We start from the raw sequence: 18,499 nt of genomic DNA on the forward strand, positions 1-18,499 counted from the left end.
AACATGGCTGATCCTCCCGCTCGCTAGGAGAATTGAATCAGCGACTTGCCAATCGATCAAGAAAGAGTTTTTCAACAAAATACGCCCGCCACCCTAGATGAAAAGCTCAAAAGCCGCTGAAATCGGGCCCGAAAAGCGATCTTTTGTTTTCAACCAGTTGGACAAAGTGTGTGCGAATAGAGGACACTTTGGTGGCTCCTGGGACAAAGTCCCTGCAACTCCACAAATAACAGCTTTTTCTGGTCGGGCTGAGAGGATTCGAACCTCCGACCCCCTGCTCCCGAAGCAGGTGCGCTACCAGGCTGCGCTACAGCCCGACCGGTCCCGCCGCAATAGCGCCATCCTGCGGGCTTGGCAAGCGGCCGTTGACCGGTCATTTCCCGCGTTTGTCGCGGCGCAGGAACGGTGAGACCCGCGGGGTCGTGCCGGTCTCGGGGCGCGAGCGTGTGCGCAAAACCGGCTGTTCGGACCCAGGCGCCTTGCTTTCGCGCAGAACGATGAAGAGGCCGCTGGCGATGATGATCGCCGAGCCAATGATGGTGTTGGTGTCCGGGGTCTCGTCGAAGAACAGCACGCCGTAGAAGGACGCCCAGAGGATCTGTGAATACTGCATCGGGGCGACGATGACCGCTTCGCCTGCGTTATAAGCGGCGATGAGGAAGCGGCCCGCGGTCCAGGCCAGTACTGCGATGATGGCCAGCTTGCCCAGATCCGTCAGCGGCAGCGGCACGTAGACCAGCGGCAGGAGTGCCGCCATGACAAAGAAATTCGCCATCATCGGGTAGAGCATGATCACCACGGAGCGCTCCTCACGCCCGATCTTGCGCACGATGATTGAGGCGAAGGAGCCGCAGATGGCCGAGACAAGGGCCGCGAGGTGGCCAAGCTCCAACTCGGCCTGGCCCGGGCGCAGCACGACGAGCACGCCGCTGAGACCGATGCCAACCGCGATCCAGCGGCGCAGCTTGACCCGTTCGCCCAGGATCGGGATCGCAAGGATGGTGATAAGCAACGGCGAGGCAAAGAGGATGGCATAGACCTGCGCCAGCGGGAGCACGGAAAAGGCGTAGAAGGCGCAGAAGCCAGTGATCACGGCGGCCACGGTGCGCCCCACCATCCACCAGGGGTGCACCGGGATCAGCGTGCCCGGCGTGGCATCGCGCAGAAGGTAGAGCATGGCGAGCGGGAAACTGAACAGCACGCTGAAAAACACGATCTGGATTGGAGAGTATCCACCGCCCAGGACCTTGATGATCACATCGTGGCTGGCAAAGAGGGCGAAGGCCACAAGCGCCATGAGCGCGGCTTTGAGATTCTGGTGCATTCAGCGCTCCGCCGGGGCTGGGGTCAGGCAACGGGACGGCGTGGGCCTCATGGTCCACCCGGTCCTGTTGCCGCACACTATTCCGAGGATGCGCGCGGATGACAACCGCCCGGCGCGCGTTCCGTGTCTGCCTTACAGGCTGGCGTCCAAGGCGCCCAGGATTGCATCGCCCATCTCGGCGGTACTGATCGGAGTGCCGCCTTCTGCGCCCATCAGATCAGCCGTGCGCGCGCCCTCGGCGAGCACGGTCTCGATGGCCGCTTCGAGTCGCGCGGCCTCATCGCCCTGGTCGAAGGAATAGCGCAGCGCCATGGCGAAACTGAGGATGCAGGCGATGGGGTTCGCCTTGCCCTGACCCGCAATATCAGGCGCCGAGCCGTGCACCGGCTCGTAGAGCGCGCGGGGCGGGCCTTTCTCGGTCGGTTTGCCCAAGCTGGCCGAGGGCAGCATCCCCAGAGAGCCCGTCAGCATCGCGGCGCAATCCGACAGGATGTCGCCAAAGAGGTTGTCCGTCAGGATCACGTCGAATTGCTTGGGCGCGCGGACCAGCTGCATCGCGCCGTTGTCAGCATACATGTGGCTGAGCTCGATATCCGGATAATCGGTATCGCGCACCTTCTGGACCACCTCGCGCCAGAGGATGCCGCTTTCCATCACGTTTGCCTTCTCCATCGAACAGACCTTGCCCGACCGGCGCCGCGCCAGCTCGAAGGCCGAGCGCGCGACCCGGTCGATCTCGCCTTCGGTGTAGCGCTGGGTGTTGATGCCCACGCGCTCGTTGCCCTCCTCGAAGATGCCGCGCGGCTCGCCGAAGTAGACGCCCGAAGTCAGCTCGCGGACGATCATGATGTCGAGCCCGGCCACTACGTCCTTTTTCAGCGAGGAGAAGTCCGCCAGCGCGTCGAAGCACTGCGCCGGGCGCAGGTTGGAGAAGAGGTCCATTTCCTTGCGCAGCCGCAACAGGCCCCGTTCGGGCTTTACGCTGAAGTCCAGATCGTCGTATTTCGGCCCGCCCACGGCTCCCAGCAGCACCGCGTCCACCTCCAGGGCGCGGGCCATCGTATCGTCGTGCAGCGGTGTGCCATGGGCGTCGTAGGCGGCTCCTCCCACGAGGTCTTCGCTGACGTCGAACGCCAGATCGCGCTTCTCGCCGAACCAGCCGATCACACGTTTGACCTGTTCCATGACCTCCGGGCCGATGCCGTCCCCGGCAAGGATGAGAAGGGAAGGGTTGGCCATCGAACGTCTCCTTTGAAATTTGTCACGCGCGGCGTAGCGCGCGGCCCTCGCAGGGTCAAGCTGGGTTCGGGGGCGTGGCGGGTGCAGCGTGATGCTGATAGGCTGTGCGAGAGCGGACCTGGAGAGTGGGCGTGGCGACAGACCGGCAGCGCAGCATCGTCATCGGCGTGGCCCTCGGGGCGCTGATCCTGCTGAGCCTGCCCTTCACGCTCTGGTCGCTGCGGGCGGGTCTGGCGCTGCCGCTCAGCCTGGACCTGTCCGAGAACCGGTTTTACGCACTCGGCGCCGATACGAGCAATCTGGCGATCTTCGCGCATATGGTGCTTGGCGCGCTCCTGATGGCTGTTGCGCCGCTGCAGGTCTGGCCCGGCCTGCGGGCGCGATTTGCCGGCTATCACCGCTGGGCGGGGCGGTTGGCGTGCACCGCGGCCGCGCTCACCGGGCTCGCGGGGCTTGGCTATATCGCCGCGCGCGGCACCATCGGCGGGGTCTGGATGGATCTCGGGTTCGCCCTCTACGGCGGGCTCATGGTGCTGTGTGCCGGCCAGGCGATCCACCATGCGCGGCAACGGGATTTCAGCGTGCATCGGCGGTGGGCGCTGCGGCTGCTGGTGCTGATCTTCGGCTCATGGCTCTACCGGGTGCACTATGGTCTGTGGTATCTTATGACCGGTGGCGCCGCATCGACACCCGCCTTCGACGGGGCTTTCGACCTGGTGCAGAATTTTGCTTTCTACTTGCCCTACTTGCTTGTGCTGGAGCTTTGGCTCCGCCGAAATCCGCGCCCGGCCTAGCGCGCGATGTCGACCCAGACGAGGCGGTGACGGCTGGCCGCGATCACTGTCTGGCCCAGCGGATCCTCCGGGATGGGCCAGAGCACGCCGGTGTCCAGCACCTGCCAGTCCGCCGACGGCAGCACGTAGTCCACGCGCAGATTTCCGGGCACCGGATCGGTCCAGTCCACCGTGTCGAAGGGATCCCCTGTCGCATGTTCGCTGCCCGCACTGCGCGGCAGGGGGTCCTGAAGGCGTGGATCGTCGAGCAGGGCGCTTATGGCCGATTTGATGCCTTCGCCGTCGCGGCGGTCCTGGTTGATGTCGCCCAGGAGCACGAAGCTGTGAGTATCGGCCTCGCCGAAATGGCCGGCGAGATAGTGCTGCCAGAACACCGTTTCGTCGTGGTTGCGCTTGCCGTTCCGATCCTCCGGCCCATCAAAAACCGGCGGACTGCCCTGAAAGGCGAGGATGTCGACCGTCCCAAGCGCCGGAACCTCGATCGGAACCACCCAGTGATTGGTGGTTGAGAGGCGCTGCGCGGCCTGCGCCTCCGCGGATGGAAACGGGCCGTCGGCTGTCTCGGGAAGCAAAGCACCTGGCAGATCGCGCCACAGCAGATCGGTGAAGTCCTTCACCGCGCCCACGTCGATCGGGTAGCGCGACAGGATCGCCATGCCGCCTTGACCGGAGAAGCGCCCATAGCTCTGCGCGTCCCGCGGCTCACCCAGCTTGCCGTTGCCATCCATGTCTAGCCCGGTGGGCATGCCGGTGTTGGGCCGCGCCGAAAAACTATAGGTGTAATCGAGCCCTTCCTTTTCCAGCGCCGCCATATAGGCGGCGAGGGCGGCGCCGGTGAGATCGTAGTCGAAACCCTGCAAGAGCAGCACATCAGGTGCTGCGGCGGCAATCACCGCAAGGGTTGCACGCACCTGCGGGTCCTCGCCACGAGAGATATCGCGCAGCAGCAGACCGGGACCCTTGCGCGACAGCTCGGTGTTGAAGGTCGCAACCCGCAGGCTCTCGGCGCCGACCGCACTGCCACCGAAGGCAGCCGCGAGGCTCGCGAGCATCAATTGACCGAATAATTGGCCCTTTCGGCGGTGTTGAGGTTCCGGCGCTGACAGTGCTCGCCCCTCGTGCCGGCGCTGCGGATCAGGGCGATATCGCGCATCGTCATGCTGGTGGAGAGAAGGGCCCATGCGGCAGTCGTCCAGGTCAGTGTCGGCGGGGTCTCATATGAGCCCGGGTTTACCAGATCGACCGCCGTCTTGACCACTGCCAGAACGACGAAGAAGACAGAAAGATCAACGTCGTGCTGCACCTCGCATCACGTCGTGACGCCGCCACTCACCGGGGCAGCGCAGCGTGAAAGGCGTCGTGTTCAGACCAACACCAACGCCTCTTGCGCCACCGCCGTTCGCAAAGACGTAAGCCAGATGAGACCCATCTGCCGTTGTAGTGAATATCCGGCTTGGATGCAGGTGCCTGACATGGCGCGCCGCCTGGCATCAGACACAGAGTGGCCCGCATATGCTCTATCGGCCAAAGCCGCTGTCCTCGTTCGGGCAGGCGGCTCGGCCGGATCGTCAGACCCAGGGGCGCGCTTGTGCCGCTGCAGCCTCGAAGCTGTCGATCGACGCGGCTTTCTCCATCGTCAGGCCGATGTCGTCGAGACCGTTCATCAGGCAATGCTTCTTGAAACTGTCGAGTTCGAAGTGGAACACCTCGCCGTCGGAGCTGGTCACCGTCTGCGCCTCCAGATCAACCATCATCCGCGCGTTCGAGCCCTTCTCGGCATCCTTCATCAGCACATCCACCTGCTCCTGCGGCAGCGCGATGGGCAGGATGCCGTTCTTGAAACAGTTGTTGTAGAAAATATCTGCGAAGGACGGCGCGATCACGCAGCGTATGCCGAAATCCTTGATCGCCCAGGGCGCGTGTTCGCGGCTCGAGCCGCAGCCGAAGTTATCTCCCGCAACAAGGATTTCGGCGTCGCGATACTGCGCCTTGTTCAGCACGAAATCGGGGATTTCCTTGCCGTCGTCGTCATAGCGCATTTCGTCGAAAAGGTTCACGCCGAGGCCGGAGCGCTTGATCGTCTTCAGGAATTGCTTGGGGATGATCATGTCGGTGTCGACGTTGATCAAGGGCATCGGTGCGGCGATGCCGGTGAGGGTGGTGAACTTGTCCATTCTGTTTCTCCTCGCCTGTCATAAGGCTGTCAGTGGGGCGCCCGTTTTGCGTCGGTATCACGTCGGCATGACGTCGGTGCGGGGCGCACGCGGCATTAACCGGCAGGTCGGGTGGGCTTTCAGGCCACCCATCCCGTTGTCACATCAGCTCCCGTACGTCGGTCAGTCTCCCGGTGATCGCCGCCGCCGCGGCCATGGCCGGCGACATCAGGTGCGTGCGCCCGCCGCGGCCCTGACGGCCCTCGAAATTGCGGTTCGAGGTCGCGGCACAGCGCTCGCCCGGTTGCAGCTGGTCTGGGTTCATCGCCAGACACATCGAACAGCCCGCGAGGCGCCACTCGAACCCGGCCTCCTTGAAGATATCCGCCAGACCTTCTTCTTCCGCCTGCGCGCGCACGAGGCCCGAGCCCGGCACAACCATGGCGCGCTTCACGCCGATCTTCTTGCCTTTCAGGATCGCCGCGGCCGCGCGCAGATCCTCGATCCGGCCGTTGGTACAGGAGCCGATGAAGACAGTGTCGATCTCGACCTCCTTGAGCGGGGTGCCCGGGGTCAGGCCCATGTAATCGAGCGAGCGTTCGGCCGCGCCGACCTTGCCGCCCTCGAAATCCGTCGGGGCCGGCACGGTGGCGGTGATCGGCAGCACGTCCTCGGGCGAGGTGCCCCAGGTGACGACCGGCGCGATGTCTTCGCCCTTGATCGTCACCACCTTGTCCCAGTCCGCGTCATCATCGGAGTAGAGCGTCTTCCACCATTCCATTGCCGCCTCCCACTGCGCGCCCTTGGGCGCGTGAGGGCGATCCTTGCAGTATTCGAAGGTCTTCTCATCGGGCGCGATGAGACCGGCGCGCGCGCCGCCTTCGATGGCCATGTTGCAGACGGTCATGCGGCCTTCCATGCTGAGGTCCCGGATCGCCTCACCGCAATACTCGATCACATAACCAGTGCCGCCTGCGGTGCCGGTGGCGCCGATGACTGACAGCGTGATGTCCTTGGCCGTCACACCGGGGCGCAGCTTGCCGGTGATCTCCACCTTCATGTTCTTGGATTTCTTCTGGATCAGCGTCTGCGTCGCCAGCACGTGTTCGACCTCGGAGGTGCCGATGCCGTGTGCGAGCGCGCCGAACGCGCCGTGGGTCGCGGTATGGCTGTCGCCGCAGACGACGGTCATGCCGGGAAGGGTCCAGCCCTGCTCGGGCCCGACGATATGCACGATGCCCTGACGGATGTCAGAGACCGGGTAGTAGTGAATGCCGAAATCCTTGGCGTTCTTGTCGAGCGCTGCGACCTGAATGGCGCTGTCCTCGGTCATGTTCGCCGGATCCTCGCGGCCCGCTGTCGTCGGAACGTTGTGATCCGGCACGGCAATCGTCTTTTCCGGTGCGCGCACCTTGCGACCCGCCATGCGCAGGCCCTCAAAGGCCTGCGGGCTTGTCACCTCGTGCACGAGATGGCGGTCGATATAGAGCAAGCAGGTGCCGTCCTCGGCCTCATGGGCCACGTGGGCATCCCAGATTTTGTCATAGAGCGTCTTGGGGGACATCGGTCCTCTCCCATAGTGTGAATGAAATGGATAGGGGGCAGGGGGCTGCGCTTATAGTCGCGCCAGCACGGTATGGGTCGCCCCGAAGAAGCGTTCGCGCAGGCGCGCACGGTCGTCCATATCCACAATGCGTCTCATCCCAAACCAGATACCGCGATGAAGCGCTTGCCGCAAGGGTTGGCGGCTTGTGACGGCCCAGCGACTGTGCCAGTTTTCAACCAAAAGGGAGCGCAGATGGAAACCGACGAAGAGCCTTTTGCCGCCGCGTTGATGTCGGTCGACGAAATCTGGTTCCTGTTCACCAGTTTCCTGCAGAGCATCCTCACCCCGGGCTGGCGGCAGAATCAGGTGCTGATCGTCCTGGGGCTCGCGGTTCTGTGCTACGTCCTGCATATCCTGTCAGGGCGGGTTATCGAGAAGCAGGTGCGCGCGCGCGAGGGCTGGTCCAAGTGGCAGCTGCGCATGATCGTGCAGATCAAGCGGCGCATGGGGCTGATCTGGTTCGCGGTGCTGGCGGGCGGGCTCTATCTGGTCATGCAGCAGATCACCTGGCCGTCGCGGTCCTACTTTATCGGGCTGGCGGCGACCCTGGCGATTGTCTGGACCGGCATTGCGTACGCGGCGCGGCTGGTGCGCAACCGCTTCCTGCGGCGGCTGGTGACCTGGGGGCTGTGGATCTACGCCACGCTCTATCTGGTGGGCGTCTCCGACGAGGTGGCGGCCTTTCTCGATGACATCGCGCTTGACGTCGGGGATTTCCGTCTCTCGATCCTGACCTTGATCTCGGCCGCTGTTGTCATCGGCGTGCTCTTCACCGTAGCGCGGCTGGTCAGTTCCACGACGGCCAGCAGCATCCGCCGCAACGAGGATATCAGCCCGTCGATGCAGGTGCTGGCGGTGAAGGGGGTGCAGATCTTCCTCTACGGCTTTGCCTTCTTCATGGGGGTCAAGGCCGTGGGGATCGACCTCACCGGCCTTGCGGTCCTGTCAGGGGCCATCGGTGTGGGTCTGGGTTTCGGCTTGCAGAAGGTGGTCTCGAACCTCGTCTCGGGCGTCATCATCCTTCTGGACAAATCGATCAAGCCCGGCGATGTGATCAGCCTCGGCGAGACCTTCGGCTGGATCAATGCGCTGGGTGCGCGCTACGTCAGCGTCGTCACGCGGGATGGGCGCGAGTATCTGATCCCCAATGAGGATTTGATCACCGGGCAGGTGGTGAACTGGTCTCATTCCAACGATTTCGTGCGGCTCGATATCTACTTCGGTACCTCCTACGGCTGTGATCCGCATGAGGTGCGGCGCCTTGCGATCGAGGCGGCGAGCGGTGTGGACCGGGTGCTGGAACACCCCAAGCTGCCGGTCTGTCACATCGTGGGCTTCGGCGACAGCTCGGTCGACTACATCCTGCGGTTCTGGATCCGTGACCCCACCGGCGGGCTCACGAACATCCGCGGCAATGTCTACCTGGCGCTCTGGGACAGCTTCAAGGCGCACAACATCTCGATCCCCTTCCCGCAGCGCGAGGTCCGTTTGCTGGACAATGAGGCACCTGCGGCGCTCGATGAGGCAAGTTCACCTTAACGACAGCCTGTCATTGAAATGTCGCACCTCAGTTGTTACCCTTTCAGGTATCCCAGCGCCGGGGCCCTGACGGCGCGACATAAGGAGGACAATGTCCTGTCTATCCATACGGACGCAGCGGATGCTGCTCAAAATGGGTCCGCGGTTATGGTGACCGCGACCGACATGGCCACAAGCGAAGCGCTATTGGCAACCATTCTCTCTTCCCTCACCGACGACAAGGCCGAAGACATCGTGCAGATCGACCTGCGCGGCAAGACCGAGATCGGCGACTATATGGTGATCTGCTCCGGGCGGTCGACCCGTCAGGTCTCCTCCATTTCGGAAAAGCTTGCACAGACCGTCAAGGACGACTTCGGGCTGACCGCCAAGGTCGAGGGCAAGGAAACGGGAGACTGGGTGCTGATCGACACCGGCGACGTGATCGTACATGTGTTCCGCCCGGAAGTGCGCGAGTTCTATCAGCTCGAGAAGATGTGGCAACCGATGAGCGGCTCGGAGAGCGCGGCCAACTGACCTTGCGGGGTCCGCGCCAAGATCATGCGTGTGCATATTGTTGCGGTGGGGCGGCTGCGCTCCGGGCCGCAAAAGGACTTGATCGACGATTACTTCAAGCGGTTCGACCGCACGGGCCGTGCGCTTGGCCTGGGGCCGTTGCGTGTCATCGAGGTGGATGATCGCAAAGGCGGCGGCATGGCGGGCGAGGCCGAGCGGATCCGCCGCGTGCTTCCTGCGGGCTCCACCGTCGTGGCACTGGATGAGCGCGGACGGATCGAGAGTTCGCCTGCGTTTGCGCAGCGCCTGGCAGGCTGGCGCGATGGGGGCCGCAGCGATCTGGCGCTGGTGATCGGAGGTGCCGACGGGATTGACCCGACGCTGCGAGAGGAGGCGGAGTTCACACTGTCCTTCGGCAAGATGGTCTGGCCGCACATGCTGGTCCGCGTGATGCTGGCCGAACAGCTCTACCGCGCAGCCTCGATCCTGGCGGGCGCTCCCTATCATCGCATCTGAATATTGCGCGATTTGGCTTGAAAGTCGGATGGGATGAAAATGGCAGCTTCGAGCCCTTTTGACTGATGCTGCGGTTTGCACGAATGGCCGATTTTCTGGGTTCAGGCATATCCAAGGTCGATCAGCAAGGCCTCGGCGCCAACGATAGCGTTTTGCAGGGCAACTGTTCTGGGTCTGTCGGCCCAGTGACGCATAACGACACCCTTGTAGCTGATTGTGCGAGCGACCGAGGCGCCGATTAGGCCAATCCCTGTTCCTGCTGCGACGAGTGCAAGCTGAGTGTGGCTGCGTGCTGCCTCTGCCTCAATCTTCAGATCGCTATCCGGCGCAAGCACTGCTCTTATCTCTGCGTGCAGCACAGGTCCTTGTGACTCTGGGAACAGAACAAGGGGGTGGCCCGCTAAATCGGATGACCGAATGGTCTCATGCACGGTCAAGGGATGCCCCTCCTTTAGTGCGATGAGAAATCCGTCCTCACCGAGCGATGCGAGAGAAATCCCCCGAGCGACCTCAACAGGCGGATGCAGCAGGCCTAGATCCAATTCTGCGCGTGCCAGGGCTTCTGCCTGTGAGGCAGTGGGCGATTCAATCAGTTTCGGCGCGGGCCAGCCTTTCTGTGCGATGCGCGCCAGAAGGTCCGGCAGATGCGCGTCGAGCGCAGCGGACACGAAGCCGATCCGCAACGGCTTTGAGTGCATTCCCAGGCGCCTCACACGGGCCTCGGCCCGGTCGAGTGACGCGAGAATTGCTTCGGCCTCTTCCAACAATACCCGGCCTGCATCGGTAAGGGTTGTCCCTCTTTTCGAGCGCTTGAAGACCGCAAGCCCCAAACCGGCTTCCAGTTCTCTTATCGTTCGCGACAGGGGCGGTTGGCTCATGTTTAGGGCGGACGCACCGGCCCTCAGCCCACCAGCGCGGGCGACGGCGACGAATTGGCGAAGCAGGCGGTGATCAAGGGTATCTGATATGATCCAACTTAAGTATCACTTGTGATAAAACTGATATTATTTCGGTTTTGTTGCCAGCGATACAACTTCGGTATGAAAACCGGAACAAACAGTGCTTCAAACGCACGAGCTACACTTGTGGCCTGCGTTGCAGTCTTTGCCCTTGGGCAGTTCCAGAGAGCGTCCGGAAGTGTCTTTGGGCCCGTCCTGAGCGGGACTTTGGACATTCCCGCAACGGCTCTGGGGCTGTCGGTAGGGGCTATGTTCGCAGCAACCCTGGTATCCCAAGCTCCGGCCGGTATTGCGCTTGATCGCTTTGGACCACGGCGCGTCCTGCTTTGGGCGCTCGCGCTCGTGGCCATCGGGACCACGCTTTTCGCGATTGCTCCCGATTTGGAGAACGCCGCGTGGCTGGCCGTTCTCGCAGCGCGCGTCTTGATTGGCGCAGGTCTTGCCGCAACGGGCGCAAGCGTCCAGATGGCGCTCGCACAGAACCTGCCAGCCGGCGACTACGGATACGCCTCCGGCCTTCTTGTGACACTGGGCGGTATTGGAGGTCTCGTTGGGACCTGGCCGTTGGCATTGGCTTTAGAGCGCTTCTCATGGGGGTTGGTCTTTGGCGTCGGTGCTGGATTGGCTATTGCTGTAATGGTCATTGTTTCGATCTTGCTGCCGGCTAAGGGGCCTGCGTCGGCATCCGATGTCGACACAAAGATCAGTTTTCGCACGCTGCTACAGAACGAAAAGGTACGAGGCATTCTGTTCCTTGCGGCTGTCACCTATGCGCCAATCGTTACGATCACGGGTCTTTGGGGCGGACCCTACTTGCAAGACGCGCTTGGCCTGAGCCCGGAGGCGGCGGGCCAAGCCCTGATGGGTTTGTTCGCAACAACGATCGCCGCCGGTTTCATTTTTGGTCGCGTGGATCGCATCGGGCACGGGCGCAACAAAGTGATCCTGCTGACGGCGCTCGGATCAGCGACATGTCTTGCGGCACTCGCACTGTTTCCGAAAGCACCACTTTGGGCCGTGCTCTTGCTTCTGGCATGCTCAGTCTTTCTGCAGCAGTTCTACATTCCATTGGGGGTGCAATTGAGAGACGCCGTGCCTGCTTCGGTTTTCGGACGTGCAAACGCGCTGAAGCTGCTGGTTGCGACTGGTGCCATACCGGTTATGCAAACTGCATTCGGTTTCATCCTGGACCTCGCACGCACGAACGGGGCAACGGACGAAAGCGCCTACCGGATTGCGTTTGGCAGTATCGCATGCACGATTACATGCGCAGTTCTCGGCTACAGGCATTCGTACCGAAGGGGTGCGGGGTGGGACTTATCAACCTGATTGCATCCAAGAAAAGCTGATGTTGGCGCAAGTGCAACGAGTTGCTGCGTCGCCCGCTCAGCGGAATTTGCTTCGTGGCACGTGAACGTCTTATGAAAACCGCATCTTGACTGATGCAGCAAGCCGCATCCCGATCAGCTCTTGGACTGCGCTGCGATGGCTGTGATTTCGATCAAAGTCGCTTTATCGCCTAAGTCGGCACCGACACATGCCCTTTGTGGCCAATTCTCTTCGGGCCCAATCCAATCGCACCAGACCTCGTCCATGTCCGGTTTCATGGACATGTCGCTCAGAAACACTGTGACTTGCAACAGGGCCTGTTTTCCGCTGCCGACTTCAGATAGCTTGGTGTCCAGAAAGCTCAGGCTGTTTCGTGTTTGGGCCTGAACTCCGTCTGCGGCATCAGGGTCGTATGCGACCAAAAACGCCATACCGTTGTAAACGACCGCATCGCTGCGCCCCCGTGTGCTGCTTATGATGCGTTTGATGTTCACAGTTCTCGCCCGACCTGCCAGACCGTTCGATCACTTCATAGCAGACACCTGCATCAATTGACGAACGCAAGCTGCAGTCCGCTTTGCCGATATCCCCGTTCTACACAGCAAATTCCGTTTAGGATCCGACCCCGTCTCCCATGCGACTGCAGCGGTTGTCCGTTTTCATTCAGCATACGGGAAAGCAATCTACGATCTGGATGAGAGCCGGACAGCCACGGCATTTCGTGCTAGGCGCGATAAGCTGGCAAAGGTGCTCTGTCTTGTAGCTCGATTATCCTGCGCAGCATCGTTTCGGTCACGCAGTGGCGGACATCAACGGCTTCAGGTGCATCGTAGAGATTTGTAAGTTCGTCTGGATCCCTCTTCAGGTCATACAACTCGTTCCAGTCTTCTCCCTCCCGCAGCGACATCCGATGCGTCTCCGTCACGACCGTCCGGACCCGTTGGGGGCGGTCGAAGCCGGTCATGGTGCGCTGACTGTCTTCCTCGATGATGATGGCATTGGGCGGGGGTGTGCTGAGCAGGTCGCGACCCTGGATGCCGTTGAAGGGTTGAATGCCGGCACGGGCGAGGATGGTGGCGGAAATGTCGATGGACGAGCCGAGGCCCGGATCGACATTGCCTTGCACCGGAGCGGCGGGATCGTTCCAGATGAACGGCACCCGAATGATCCCCTGGTAGTGCAACAGCAGCTTCAGCATCAGGCCGTGGTCGCCCATATAGTCGCCGTGGTCCGACGTGAAGATGATCACCGTGTTGTCAGCCAGACCCAGCGTTTCCAGACGCGTCACGACCCGACCTATGGCGTCGTCGATCATGGTGATCATGCCGTAGGTCAAGGCGATGATCGCCCGCGCTTCGTCTTCGGTGACGGCAAACGGGTTCTGGTTGTCCCTGGGGTCGGTTCCGTTTTTCATCGCCTCCTTCATCGCTTTGATGGGTGGCAAATCGCCTCGGCCGAACGAGGCCGGCAATGTAATGTCGGCGGGATCGTACATGTCCCAATATCGCCCCGGTGGCGTGAAAGGGTGGTGTGGATCGGGGAACGACATCTGCAGGAAGAATGGTGCGTCCCGACCGGCCTGCTGCGTGAGCCAGGCTTCGGACCTGTCCGCGATCCAGGAGGTGGAGTACAGCTCTTCCGGAACAGCGGTGCGCCAGGCCTGAGGGGCGTCGATCCGGTTGTCCGGCAGTGCGTTCGCGGGACCGGTCAGCGTGTCGAAATCGGGGGTCTGCGCGCGGGCCCACAGAAGATAGTCGCCAGATGCCTGATCACCGTGATCTGCGACAACCTCGACATGATCGAACCCGTAGAAATCACCCTTCAGCCGGTCGGCCAACCGTGTGTGCCAGTTTGGGGCGACCTCAAGATCGTACTCGGAGGAGTGGCGGTTGTTCTTGTAGGCATCGCGCAAGTGTGCGGAGGGTGTGGTCAAGCCGTCCTGGGCTTCGAACCGGTTGGTTGCAGGCAGGCCGGTGAAGCTTTGCAGGTGGGACTTGCCGACCAATCCGGTGTTGTATCCGGCATCCCGCAGCAATTCGACGAAGGTGGTATGATCCTTCGACAGGGGAATGCCGTTATGGCGGGCCCCGTGGATCGAACACATGCGCCCGGTCATAATCGAGGCCCGGTTCGGCATGCAGATCGGATTGGCGACATAGAAGCGGTCCCACCGTGTGCCGCCTGCTGCGATGCGGTCGATATTGGGCGTTTGCAGCACCGGGTTGCCGTAGCAGCCCAGGTGATCGGCCCGATGTTGATCGGTGATGATGAACAGGAAGTTGGGTCTGTTGATCATTGGGCCCCCTCCGACGTCGTGGCCTTTGGCCGACCTGCATGGACATCAAATGCAATCAGCGCGAGTCCGACCCCAATGGCGGGCAGGTGAATCATCGGATCAATGGCCAGACAGGCGAACGCAGTCGCAAAGCGGACCACGATCTCGGGCACAGTCAGCTTGCGACGGTCAAAACCAGACAGGGCCGACGAGAACAGCCAGATACAGAAACACGTTCGCGCCATGATCCAGAGGAACGGCAGCAGGCTGAACTCCTCGATGATCAGGATTGTCGGGTAGAAAGCGAAGATGAAGGGAATGATGAATTTTGCCATGCCCAGCCGGAAGGACATGAAGGCCGTCATCAAGGGGTTGGCCTGGGCGATGGGGGCGGCGGCATAGGCGGCAATCGCCACTGGTGGGGTCAGCGATGAGGCCACACCGTAGTAGAAGACGAACATATGCGCGGTCAGCATCGAAACACCGAGTTCCTGAATCGCCGGCCCCATCACCAGTATGATGATCAGATAGGCTGGCAACGTAGGCATCCCCATCCCGAGGATGAGCGCTCCTGCCATGGCAACGAGAAGCGCCGAAAACAGGCTTTCACCGCGGATTGTTGCGATGACATTGGCCAGTTTGAGGCCGAGCCCGGTGCTGTCGAGTGCGCCCACAAGGATACCGATGGCCGCGATGGCAATCAGAAGTGTGGCACCGGATTCGGCGCCCTTCAGGAAAGACCGCCAGATGCGGGCCGGATCGCCGCGCACCTCCGGGTTGATGACCGAAAGGGCCAGAAGAACCACAACCGCGTAAAAGCCGGCGGCTGATGTCGAGAGCCCGGCCAGAAGTGACCCGATGACGACGAGGATCGGACCGATGAAGAGCACAGAGTTGATCAGGTCGGTCCGGGTAATCTGATCGTCGACGGTCATCTCCTGCACATCGATGCCTTGGCGGCGCGCTTCGACTGTCACGGCTGAGAACAGGCTGAAGTAGTAGAACAGTGCCGGGAACAGGGCCGCCACGATGATGTTTAGGTACCCCACGCCGGTCAAGTCGGCCATCACCAGAGCCGCCGCCCCCATGATGGGCGGCATGATCTGACCGCCAGACGAGGCTGTCGCTTCGATCCCGGCCGCAAAGGTGGGTGTGAAGCCGCGTTTCTTGATCATCGGGATGGTGAAGGTGCCGGTGCCAACGATGTTGGCAACTGTCGACCCCGACATGGTGCCGAACATCGATGAGGCCAGGATCGCTGCGTGTGCGGGACCGCCCCGTGTGCGGCGCGTCGCCAGGAAGGCAAACTTCAGCAGTGTGTCGCCCGCCCCGGTGCCTTCAAGCAGCACACCAAAGATGATGAAGATGAAAACCGTGCTGAGCACGATATTGGTGATCGAGCCGAAGACACCTTTGTTGGTATTGTACCAGAGCGCTTCGGCCACCTCTTTCAGCGAGAAACCAGAGTGCGCCATAATGCCCGGGAGGTCTTGCCCGAAGAGAAGGTAGATCACCCCGATCGTGCCGACGCCAAAGAGGCCCCATCCCCAGAGGCGGCGGCAGAGTTCCAGGAACACCGCCAGACCGGCCAGCGCAGGCCAGGCATCGCGGGTGGTCACGTCGTAAAGCGCCGTCTCCATCTCGGTCTGAACGAAGTGAAACGACCAGATCGACCAGAAACCCGCAACGATGAGCGCTAGATCACCGACGAGATTCAGCGGCGTGAATGCGCCGCGCCCCATGCGCCGTTTTTGCGAAACCGCCACGGCGACGACGAGGGCGAGCCCGAAGCCACCGGCCCGGTGCAGCTTGGGGTCGATCAGCCCGACGCCTGAACTGTAGAGCGTGATCATGCCGAGCGTGAAGCAGCATGCGGCAGCGGCAAGCGCAAAGAGCCGCAGCGGGACGCTGGCGTTGGGGGCCGCATCAGTCATCGGATCAACTCTCGTTGCTCAGGAAGAGAGGGCCGGGCCATTCAGGAGCCCGGCCCCTTTCGTCAGCTACCGGGACGCAGTTCGTCCGGGATATCAAAGCCCGCTTCTTCGTAGTAACGCACCGCGCCGGGGTGCAGTGGCACGTTCACCGACGTGAAGGCCGAGTCTTTCGTGACCTCCTTCAGAAAGAACGCGGTGGCGTGAACTTCGCTCAGGTTCTCCCAGAACGCCTTCGTGGCGTTGTAGACCACGTCGTCGGAAACGCCGGCATGGGTGCCGACAAACTGAGTGAAGCCGAGTGCCGTGATCTGACCAGCAGTCAACTGGCCCTTGTACAGGCCCCCATCGAACTGAAGCATCCCGCGACCAGGGCGACCGAACAGGGCTTGCATGTCATCACTGCCAACCTTGTCTTCCGGGATCGACAGCACCCGGAATTCACCCGACAGACCGAATCTTTCGATATTGGCCGAGCCGATTTCGGCGGGACGCACCATCATGTCGATTTTGCCGTCGGCCAGAGCTGAATACCCTTCACCCCAGCTCAGCCGTACGGCGGTATAGTCTTCACCTGCCACATACCCCGTGATGATCTTGATCAGGGCTTCCGACGTGGCCGAGGCCGATCCAGCAGGCGGGCCGGTGAACACGGTCTTGCCCTTGATGTCTTCCCAGCTTTCGATCCCGGATCCGGCCAGCGTCACCGGGTGGTAAGCCCCGGCCTTGAAGCCGAGAATGGCGCGGATGTTCTTGGCCAGGTCGGGCGCGTCCTCGATCTTCTCGTACATTCGTTTCTGACCCGCCATCAGGTTGACGAGGGACGGCACCGTCGAAAAGAAATCAATATCGCCTTTTGCCCCTTTTAGCATGGATTTGGTCAGTGTCTGTCCTGCGTTGACCTGTATGTCCACGCCGGCCTTCCCGGCCTGATTGGCGAAAGCCACGAACATGGTATGAACCGGGTCGCCGACACCAGCGGTTTCACCCTTGTAAATCTGAGCGGAAGCTGCGCTCGGCAGCGACAGGGCGACGGTTGCGGCCAAGACGATCCGGCCCAGTGACTTGAAGTCAAACATGGTCTCCTCCCATAGACGATTGGACGACACTACCAGTTTCTATTGATGTCGAAAAATCAAACTTTTGGCCTTATACATAACAAATAGTTATGAAAGTCGACCCCAAACACTTGGCCCAACTTTCGGTCATCGTCGAAGCAGGCTCCTTTCAGTCTGCCGCCAATCGGTTGGGCACGACCCAACCGGCGCTCAGCAGGAACATGAAGTCATTGGAGTCCAGGCTGGGAACGCCCTTGTTTCAAAGGGAAGGGCGGCGCTCGATCCCGAACGCGCTGGCGCTGCGGCTCTCCCGGAACGGGCTGGCCATCCGCCTGGCCGAGGAACAGGCCGCCATCGTTGCTGACCAGACGGCAAAGGGCTCCGTGGGAGAGTTGCGCATCGGGGCTCCGCCGATTGTGTCGGGTCGCTTCCTGAGCAATGCGCTGACCCAATTCATCAAGGATAGTCCGAATTGCAGTATCGAGATCCGCACCGGACTGGTTCACGAACTTCGAACCATGCTGGAGCGTGGGCAGGTTGATCTTGTCTTCGGCCCCGCCAGCCTCGCCGAACCGGTTGATGGTCTGGACTTCGAGGAACTGATCGACGATGGCGTTGGAGTGATGTGCCGAGCTGGCCACGCGCTGGCTTCACGACAGCAGATTATGACCTCGGATCTGGAGGCGCAGGTCTGGCTTGCCCATTCGCGGGGCAGCTTACTTCGCCAGCAGACAGAAGCAGCCATGATCGCATCCGGCGTCCGGTCGATGCAGATCGGCTGCGAGACGGATTCCATCCGCTCAGTGCTGGAAATTGTCTCTGAGACAGACCTGATCACCACAATGCCAAAGGCCACCACTGCGCCCTACCTGGAGGATCGTCTGGTGTTTCTACCGTTCGACCACCCTCGGTTTCATCGACCTTTGGGCGCCATCCGTCGGGCCAATGCAATGTCCAGCCGAATTGAGGATCGATTTCTGAAATTGTTGAAGCAGACGATGAGGCGCGCACCGCGCCGTTGAGATGGTTTTGGATGGTCCTGTTCGGGCAGGAATGAAGAAACTTCGGACAAGTCGGCGCTGCCTCCTATTCAAGGTAAACCCTCGCAATTTCGAAAGCCGGCAAGCTGTCGCCGACTCGGACTAACGCACAACAACCGCCTTGTCCGGATAGTTTTGAAAAGTCTGTTGATTGGTTGTTTTGACGCTGGTTCACTCGGATAGAGAGTGGAGGTGCAGCGATGATGGGACCGAGACAAGTAGCGCAAGGCGCGCTGTTTTA

Annotated in this window: 17 protein-coding genes and 1 tRNA gene; 6 read left to right on the forward strand and 12 right to left on the reverse strand. The window is 61.5% G+C overall.

What is annotated here, in order from left to right; all coding sequences use genetic code 11:
• Positions 1-240 precede the first annotated feature (240 nt).
• The 3 genes from MUB52_RS22945 to leuB form a co-directional block, all read right to left on the reverse strand.
• Positions 241-317 (reverse strand) — tRNA-Pro (locus MUB52_RS22945).
• A gap of 56 nt (positions 318-373) precedes the next feature.
• Positions 374-1,324, reverse strand: coding sequence for a DMT family transporter (locus MUB52_RS22950; protein ID WP_263846489.1), 951 nt, complete (start codon positions 1,322-1,324; stop codon positions 374-376).
• Between the two features lie 132 nt (positions 1,325-1,456).
• Positions 1,457-2,563 carry a 3-isopropylmalate dehydrogenase gene (gene leuB / locus MUB52_RS22955; protein ID WP_263846490.1) on the reverse strand — a complete coding sequence of 369 codons (1,107 nt, stop codon included), beginning with the start codon at positions 2,561-2,563 and terminating at the stop codon, positions 1,457-1,459.
• Positions 2,564-2,694: 131 nt separating this feature from the next.
• On the opposite strand from leuB, the gene MUB52_RS22960 reads away from it, so the two are divergent.
• Positions 2,695-3,357 carry a DUF2306 domain-containing protein gene (locus tag MUB52_RS22960; protein ID WP_263846491.1) on the forward strand — a complete coding sequence of 221 codons (663 nt, stop codon included), beginning with the start codon at positions 2,695-2,697 and terminating at the stop codon, positions 3,355-3,357.
• Here the strand turns inward: MUB52_RS22960 and MUB52_RS22965 are convergent.
• The 4 genes from MUB52_RS22965 to leuC form a co-directional block, all read right to left on the reverse strand.
• Positions 3,354-4,409: an endonuclease/exonuclease/phosphatase family protein gene (locus tag MUB52_RS22965; RefSeq protein WP_263846492.1), complete on the reverse strand. Its 1,056-nt coding sequence runs from the start codon at positions 4,407-4,409 to the stop codon at positions 3,354-3,356. The genes MUB52_RS22960 and MUB52_RS22965 overlap by 4 nt on opposite strands.
• Entirely contained in the window at positions 4,409-4,660 is a 252-nt protein-coding gene (locus MUB52_RS22970; protein WP_263846493.1) for a hypothetical protein, read from the reverse strand. Before MUB52_RS22970 ends, MUB52_RS22965 begins: the two co-directional genes overlap by 1 nt.
• Positions 4,661-4,925: 265 nt before the next feature.
• Positions 4,926-5,531 (reverse strand): 3-isopropylmalate dehydratase small subunit, encoded by a 606-nt coding sequence (gene leuD, locus MUB52_RS22975; protein ID WP_263846494.1) that lies wholly within the window; start codon positions 5,529-5,531, stop codon positions 4,926-4,928.
• 139 nt (positions 5,532-5,670) lie between these two features.
• Entirely contained in the window at positions 5,671-7,074 is a 1,404-nt protein-coding gene (gene leuC / locus MUB52_RS22980) for a 3-isopropylmalate dehydratase large subunit (protein ID WP_263846495.1), read from the reverse strand.
• 234 nt (positions 7,075-7,308) lie between these two features.
• On the opposite strand from leuC, the gene MUB52_RS22985 reads away from it, so the two are divergent.
• The 3 genes from MUB52_RS22985 (at position 7,309) to rlmH (ending at position 9,666) form a co-directional block, all read left to right on the forward strand.
• Positions 7,309-8,655: a mechanosensitive ion channel family protein gene (locus MUB52_RS22985; protein ID WP_263846496.1), complete on the forward strand. Its 1,347-nt coding sequence runs from the start codon at positions 7,309-7,311 to the stop codon at positions 8,653-8,655.
• A gap of 147 nt (positions 8,656-8,802) precedes the next feature.
• Positions 8,803-9,171, forward strand: a complete 369-nt coding sequence (gene rsfS / locus MUB52_RS22990; RefSeq protein ID WP_318527460.1) for a ribosome silencing factor — start codon at positions 8,803-8,805, stop codon at positions 9,169-9,171.
• Positions 9,172-9,195: 24 nt separating this feature from the next.
• The gene (rlmH, locus tag MUB52_RS22995; protein ID WP_263846498.1) at positions 9,196-9,666 is read left to right on the forward strand and encodes a 23S rRNA (pseudouridine(1915)-N(3))-methyltransferase RlmH; all 471 of its coding nucleotides are present in this window, start codon (positions 9,196-9,198) and stop codon (positions 9,664-9,666) included.
• A 101-nt stretch (positions 9,667-9,767) separates the two neighbouring features.
• Here the strand turns inward: rlmH and MUB52_RS23000 are convergent, their stop codons facing one another.
• The gene (locus tag MUB52_RS23000) at positions 9,768-10,637 is read right to left on the reverse strand and encodes a LysR substrate-binding domain-containing protein (RefSeq protein ID WP_318527461.1); all 870 of its coding nucleotides are present in this window, start codon (positions 10,635-10,637) and stop codon (positions 9,768-9,770) included.
• Between the two features lie 69 nt (positions 10,638-10,706).
• Between MUB52_RS23000 and MUB52_RS23005 the strand changes: the two genes are divergently transcribed.
• Positions 10,707-11,954: an MFS transporter gene (locus MUB52_RS23005; protein ID WP_263846499.1), complete on the forward strand. Its 1,248-nt coding sequence runs from the start codon at positions 10,707-10,709 to the stop codon at positions 11,952-11,954.
• Between the two features lie 134 nt (positions 11,955-12,088).
• On the opposite strand, the gene MUB52_RS23010 is transcribed toward MUB52_RS23005, so the two are convergent.
• The 4 genes from MUB52_RS23010 to MUB52_RS23025 form a co-directional block, all read right to left on the reverse strand.
• A complete protein-coding gene (locus MUB52_RS23010; protein ID WP_263846500.1) occupies positions 12,089-12,448 on the reverse strand; it encodes a RidA family protein in 360 nt (119 codons plus the stop codon).
• A gap of 230 nt (positions 12,449-12,678) precedes the next feature.
• Entirely contained in the window at positions 12,679-14,250 is a 1,572-nt protein-coding gene (locus MUB52_RS23015; protein WP_263846501.1) for a sulfatase family protein, read from the reverse strand.
• The gene (locus MUB52_RS23020; protein WP_263846502.1) at positions 14,247-16,163 is read right to left on the reverse strand and encodes a TRAP transporter permease; all 1,917 of its coding nucleotides are present in this window, start codon (positions 16,161-16,163) and stop codon (positions 14,247-14,249) included. Before MUB52_RS23020 ends, MUB52_RS23015 begins: the two co-directional genes overlap by 4 nt.
• A gap of 62 nt (positions 16,164-16,225) precedes the next feature.
• On the reverse strand, positions 16,226-17,239 hold the full coding sequence (locus MUB52_RS23025; protein WP_263846503.1) for a TAXI family TRAP transporter solute-binding subunit: 1,014 nt from the start codon (positions 17,237-17,239) through the stop codon (positions 16,226-16,228).
• 89 nt (positions 17,240-17,328) lie between these two features.
• On the opposite strand from MUB52_RS23025, the gene MUB52_RS23030 reads away from it, so the two are divergent.
• Positions 17,329-18,240 carry a LysR family transcriptional regulator gene (locus MUB52_RS23030; RefSeq protein ID WP_263846504.1) on the forward strand — a complete coding sequence of 304 codons (912 nt, stop codon included), beginning with the start codon at positions 17,329-17,331 and terminating at the stop codon, positions 18,238-18,240.
• Positions 18,241-18,499 lie beyond the last annotated feature (259 nt).

The organism is Roseobacter sinensis, assembly GCF_025755255.1.
Lineage (GTDB): Bacteria > Pseudomonadota > Alphaproteobacteria > Rhodobacterales > Rhodobacteraceae > Roseobacter > Roseobacter sinensis.

Bases quoted from the DNA above. Each gene is read 5' to 3' on its own strand.
- MUB52_RS23005 (WP_263846499.1), top strand. From the start codon at position 10,707: ATGAAAACCGGAACAAACAGTGCTTCAAACGCACGAGCTACACTTGTG.
- rsfS (WP_318527460.1), top strand. From the start codon at position 8,803: ATGGTGACCGCGACCGACATGGCCACAAGCGAAGCGCTATTGGCAACC.
- MUB52_RS23030 (WP_263846504.1), top strand. From the start codon at position 17,329: ATGAAAGTCGACCCCAAACACTTGGCCCAACTTTCGGTCATCGTCGAA.
- leuB (WP_263846490.1), bottom strand. From the start codon at position 2,563: ATGGCCAACCCTTCCCTTCTCATCCTTGCCGGGGACGGCATCGGCCCG.
- MUB52_RS22965 (WP_263846492.1), bottom strand. From the start codon at position 4,409: ATGCTCGCGAGCCTCGCGGCTGCCTTCGGTGGCAGTGCGGTCGGCGCC.
- MUB52_RS22950 (WP_263846489.1), bottom strand. From the start codon at position 1,324: ATGCACCAGAATCTCAAAGCCGCGCTCATGGCGCTTGTGGCCTTCGCC.
- leuC (WP_263846495.1), bottom strand. From the start codon at position 7,074: ATGTCCCCCAAGACGCTCTATGACAAAATCTGGGATGCCCACGTGGCC.
- MUB52_RS23025 (WP_263846503.1), bottom strand. From the start codon at position 17,239: ATGTTTGACTTCAAGTCACTGGGCCGGATCGTCTTGGCCGCAACCGTC.
- MUB52_RS23015 (WP_263846501.1), bottom strand. From the start codon at position 14,250: ATGATCAACAGACCCAACTTCCTGTTCATCATCACCGATCAACATCGG.
- leuD (WP_263846494.1), bottom strand. From the start codon at position 5,531: ATGGACAAGTTCACCACCCTCACCGGCATCGCCGCACCGATGCCCTTG.
- MUB52_RS22985 (WP_263846496.1), top strand. From the start codon at position 7,309: ATGGAAACCGACGAAGAGCCTTTTGCCGCCGCGTTGATGTCGGTCGAC.
- rlmH (WP_263846498.1), top strand. From the start codon at position 9,196: ATGCGTGTGCATATTGTTGCGGTGGGGCGGCTGCGCTCCGGGCCGCAA.
- MUB52_RS23020 (WP_263846502.1), bottom strand. From the start codon at position 16,163: ATGACTGATGCGGCCCCCAACGCCAGCGTCCCGCTGCGGCTCTTTGCG.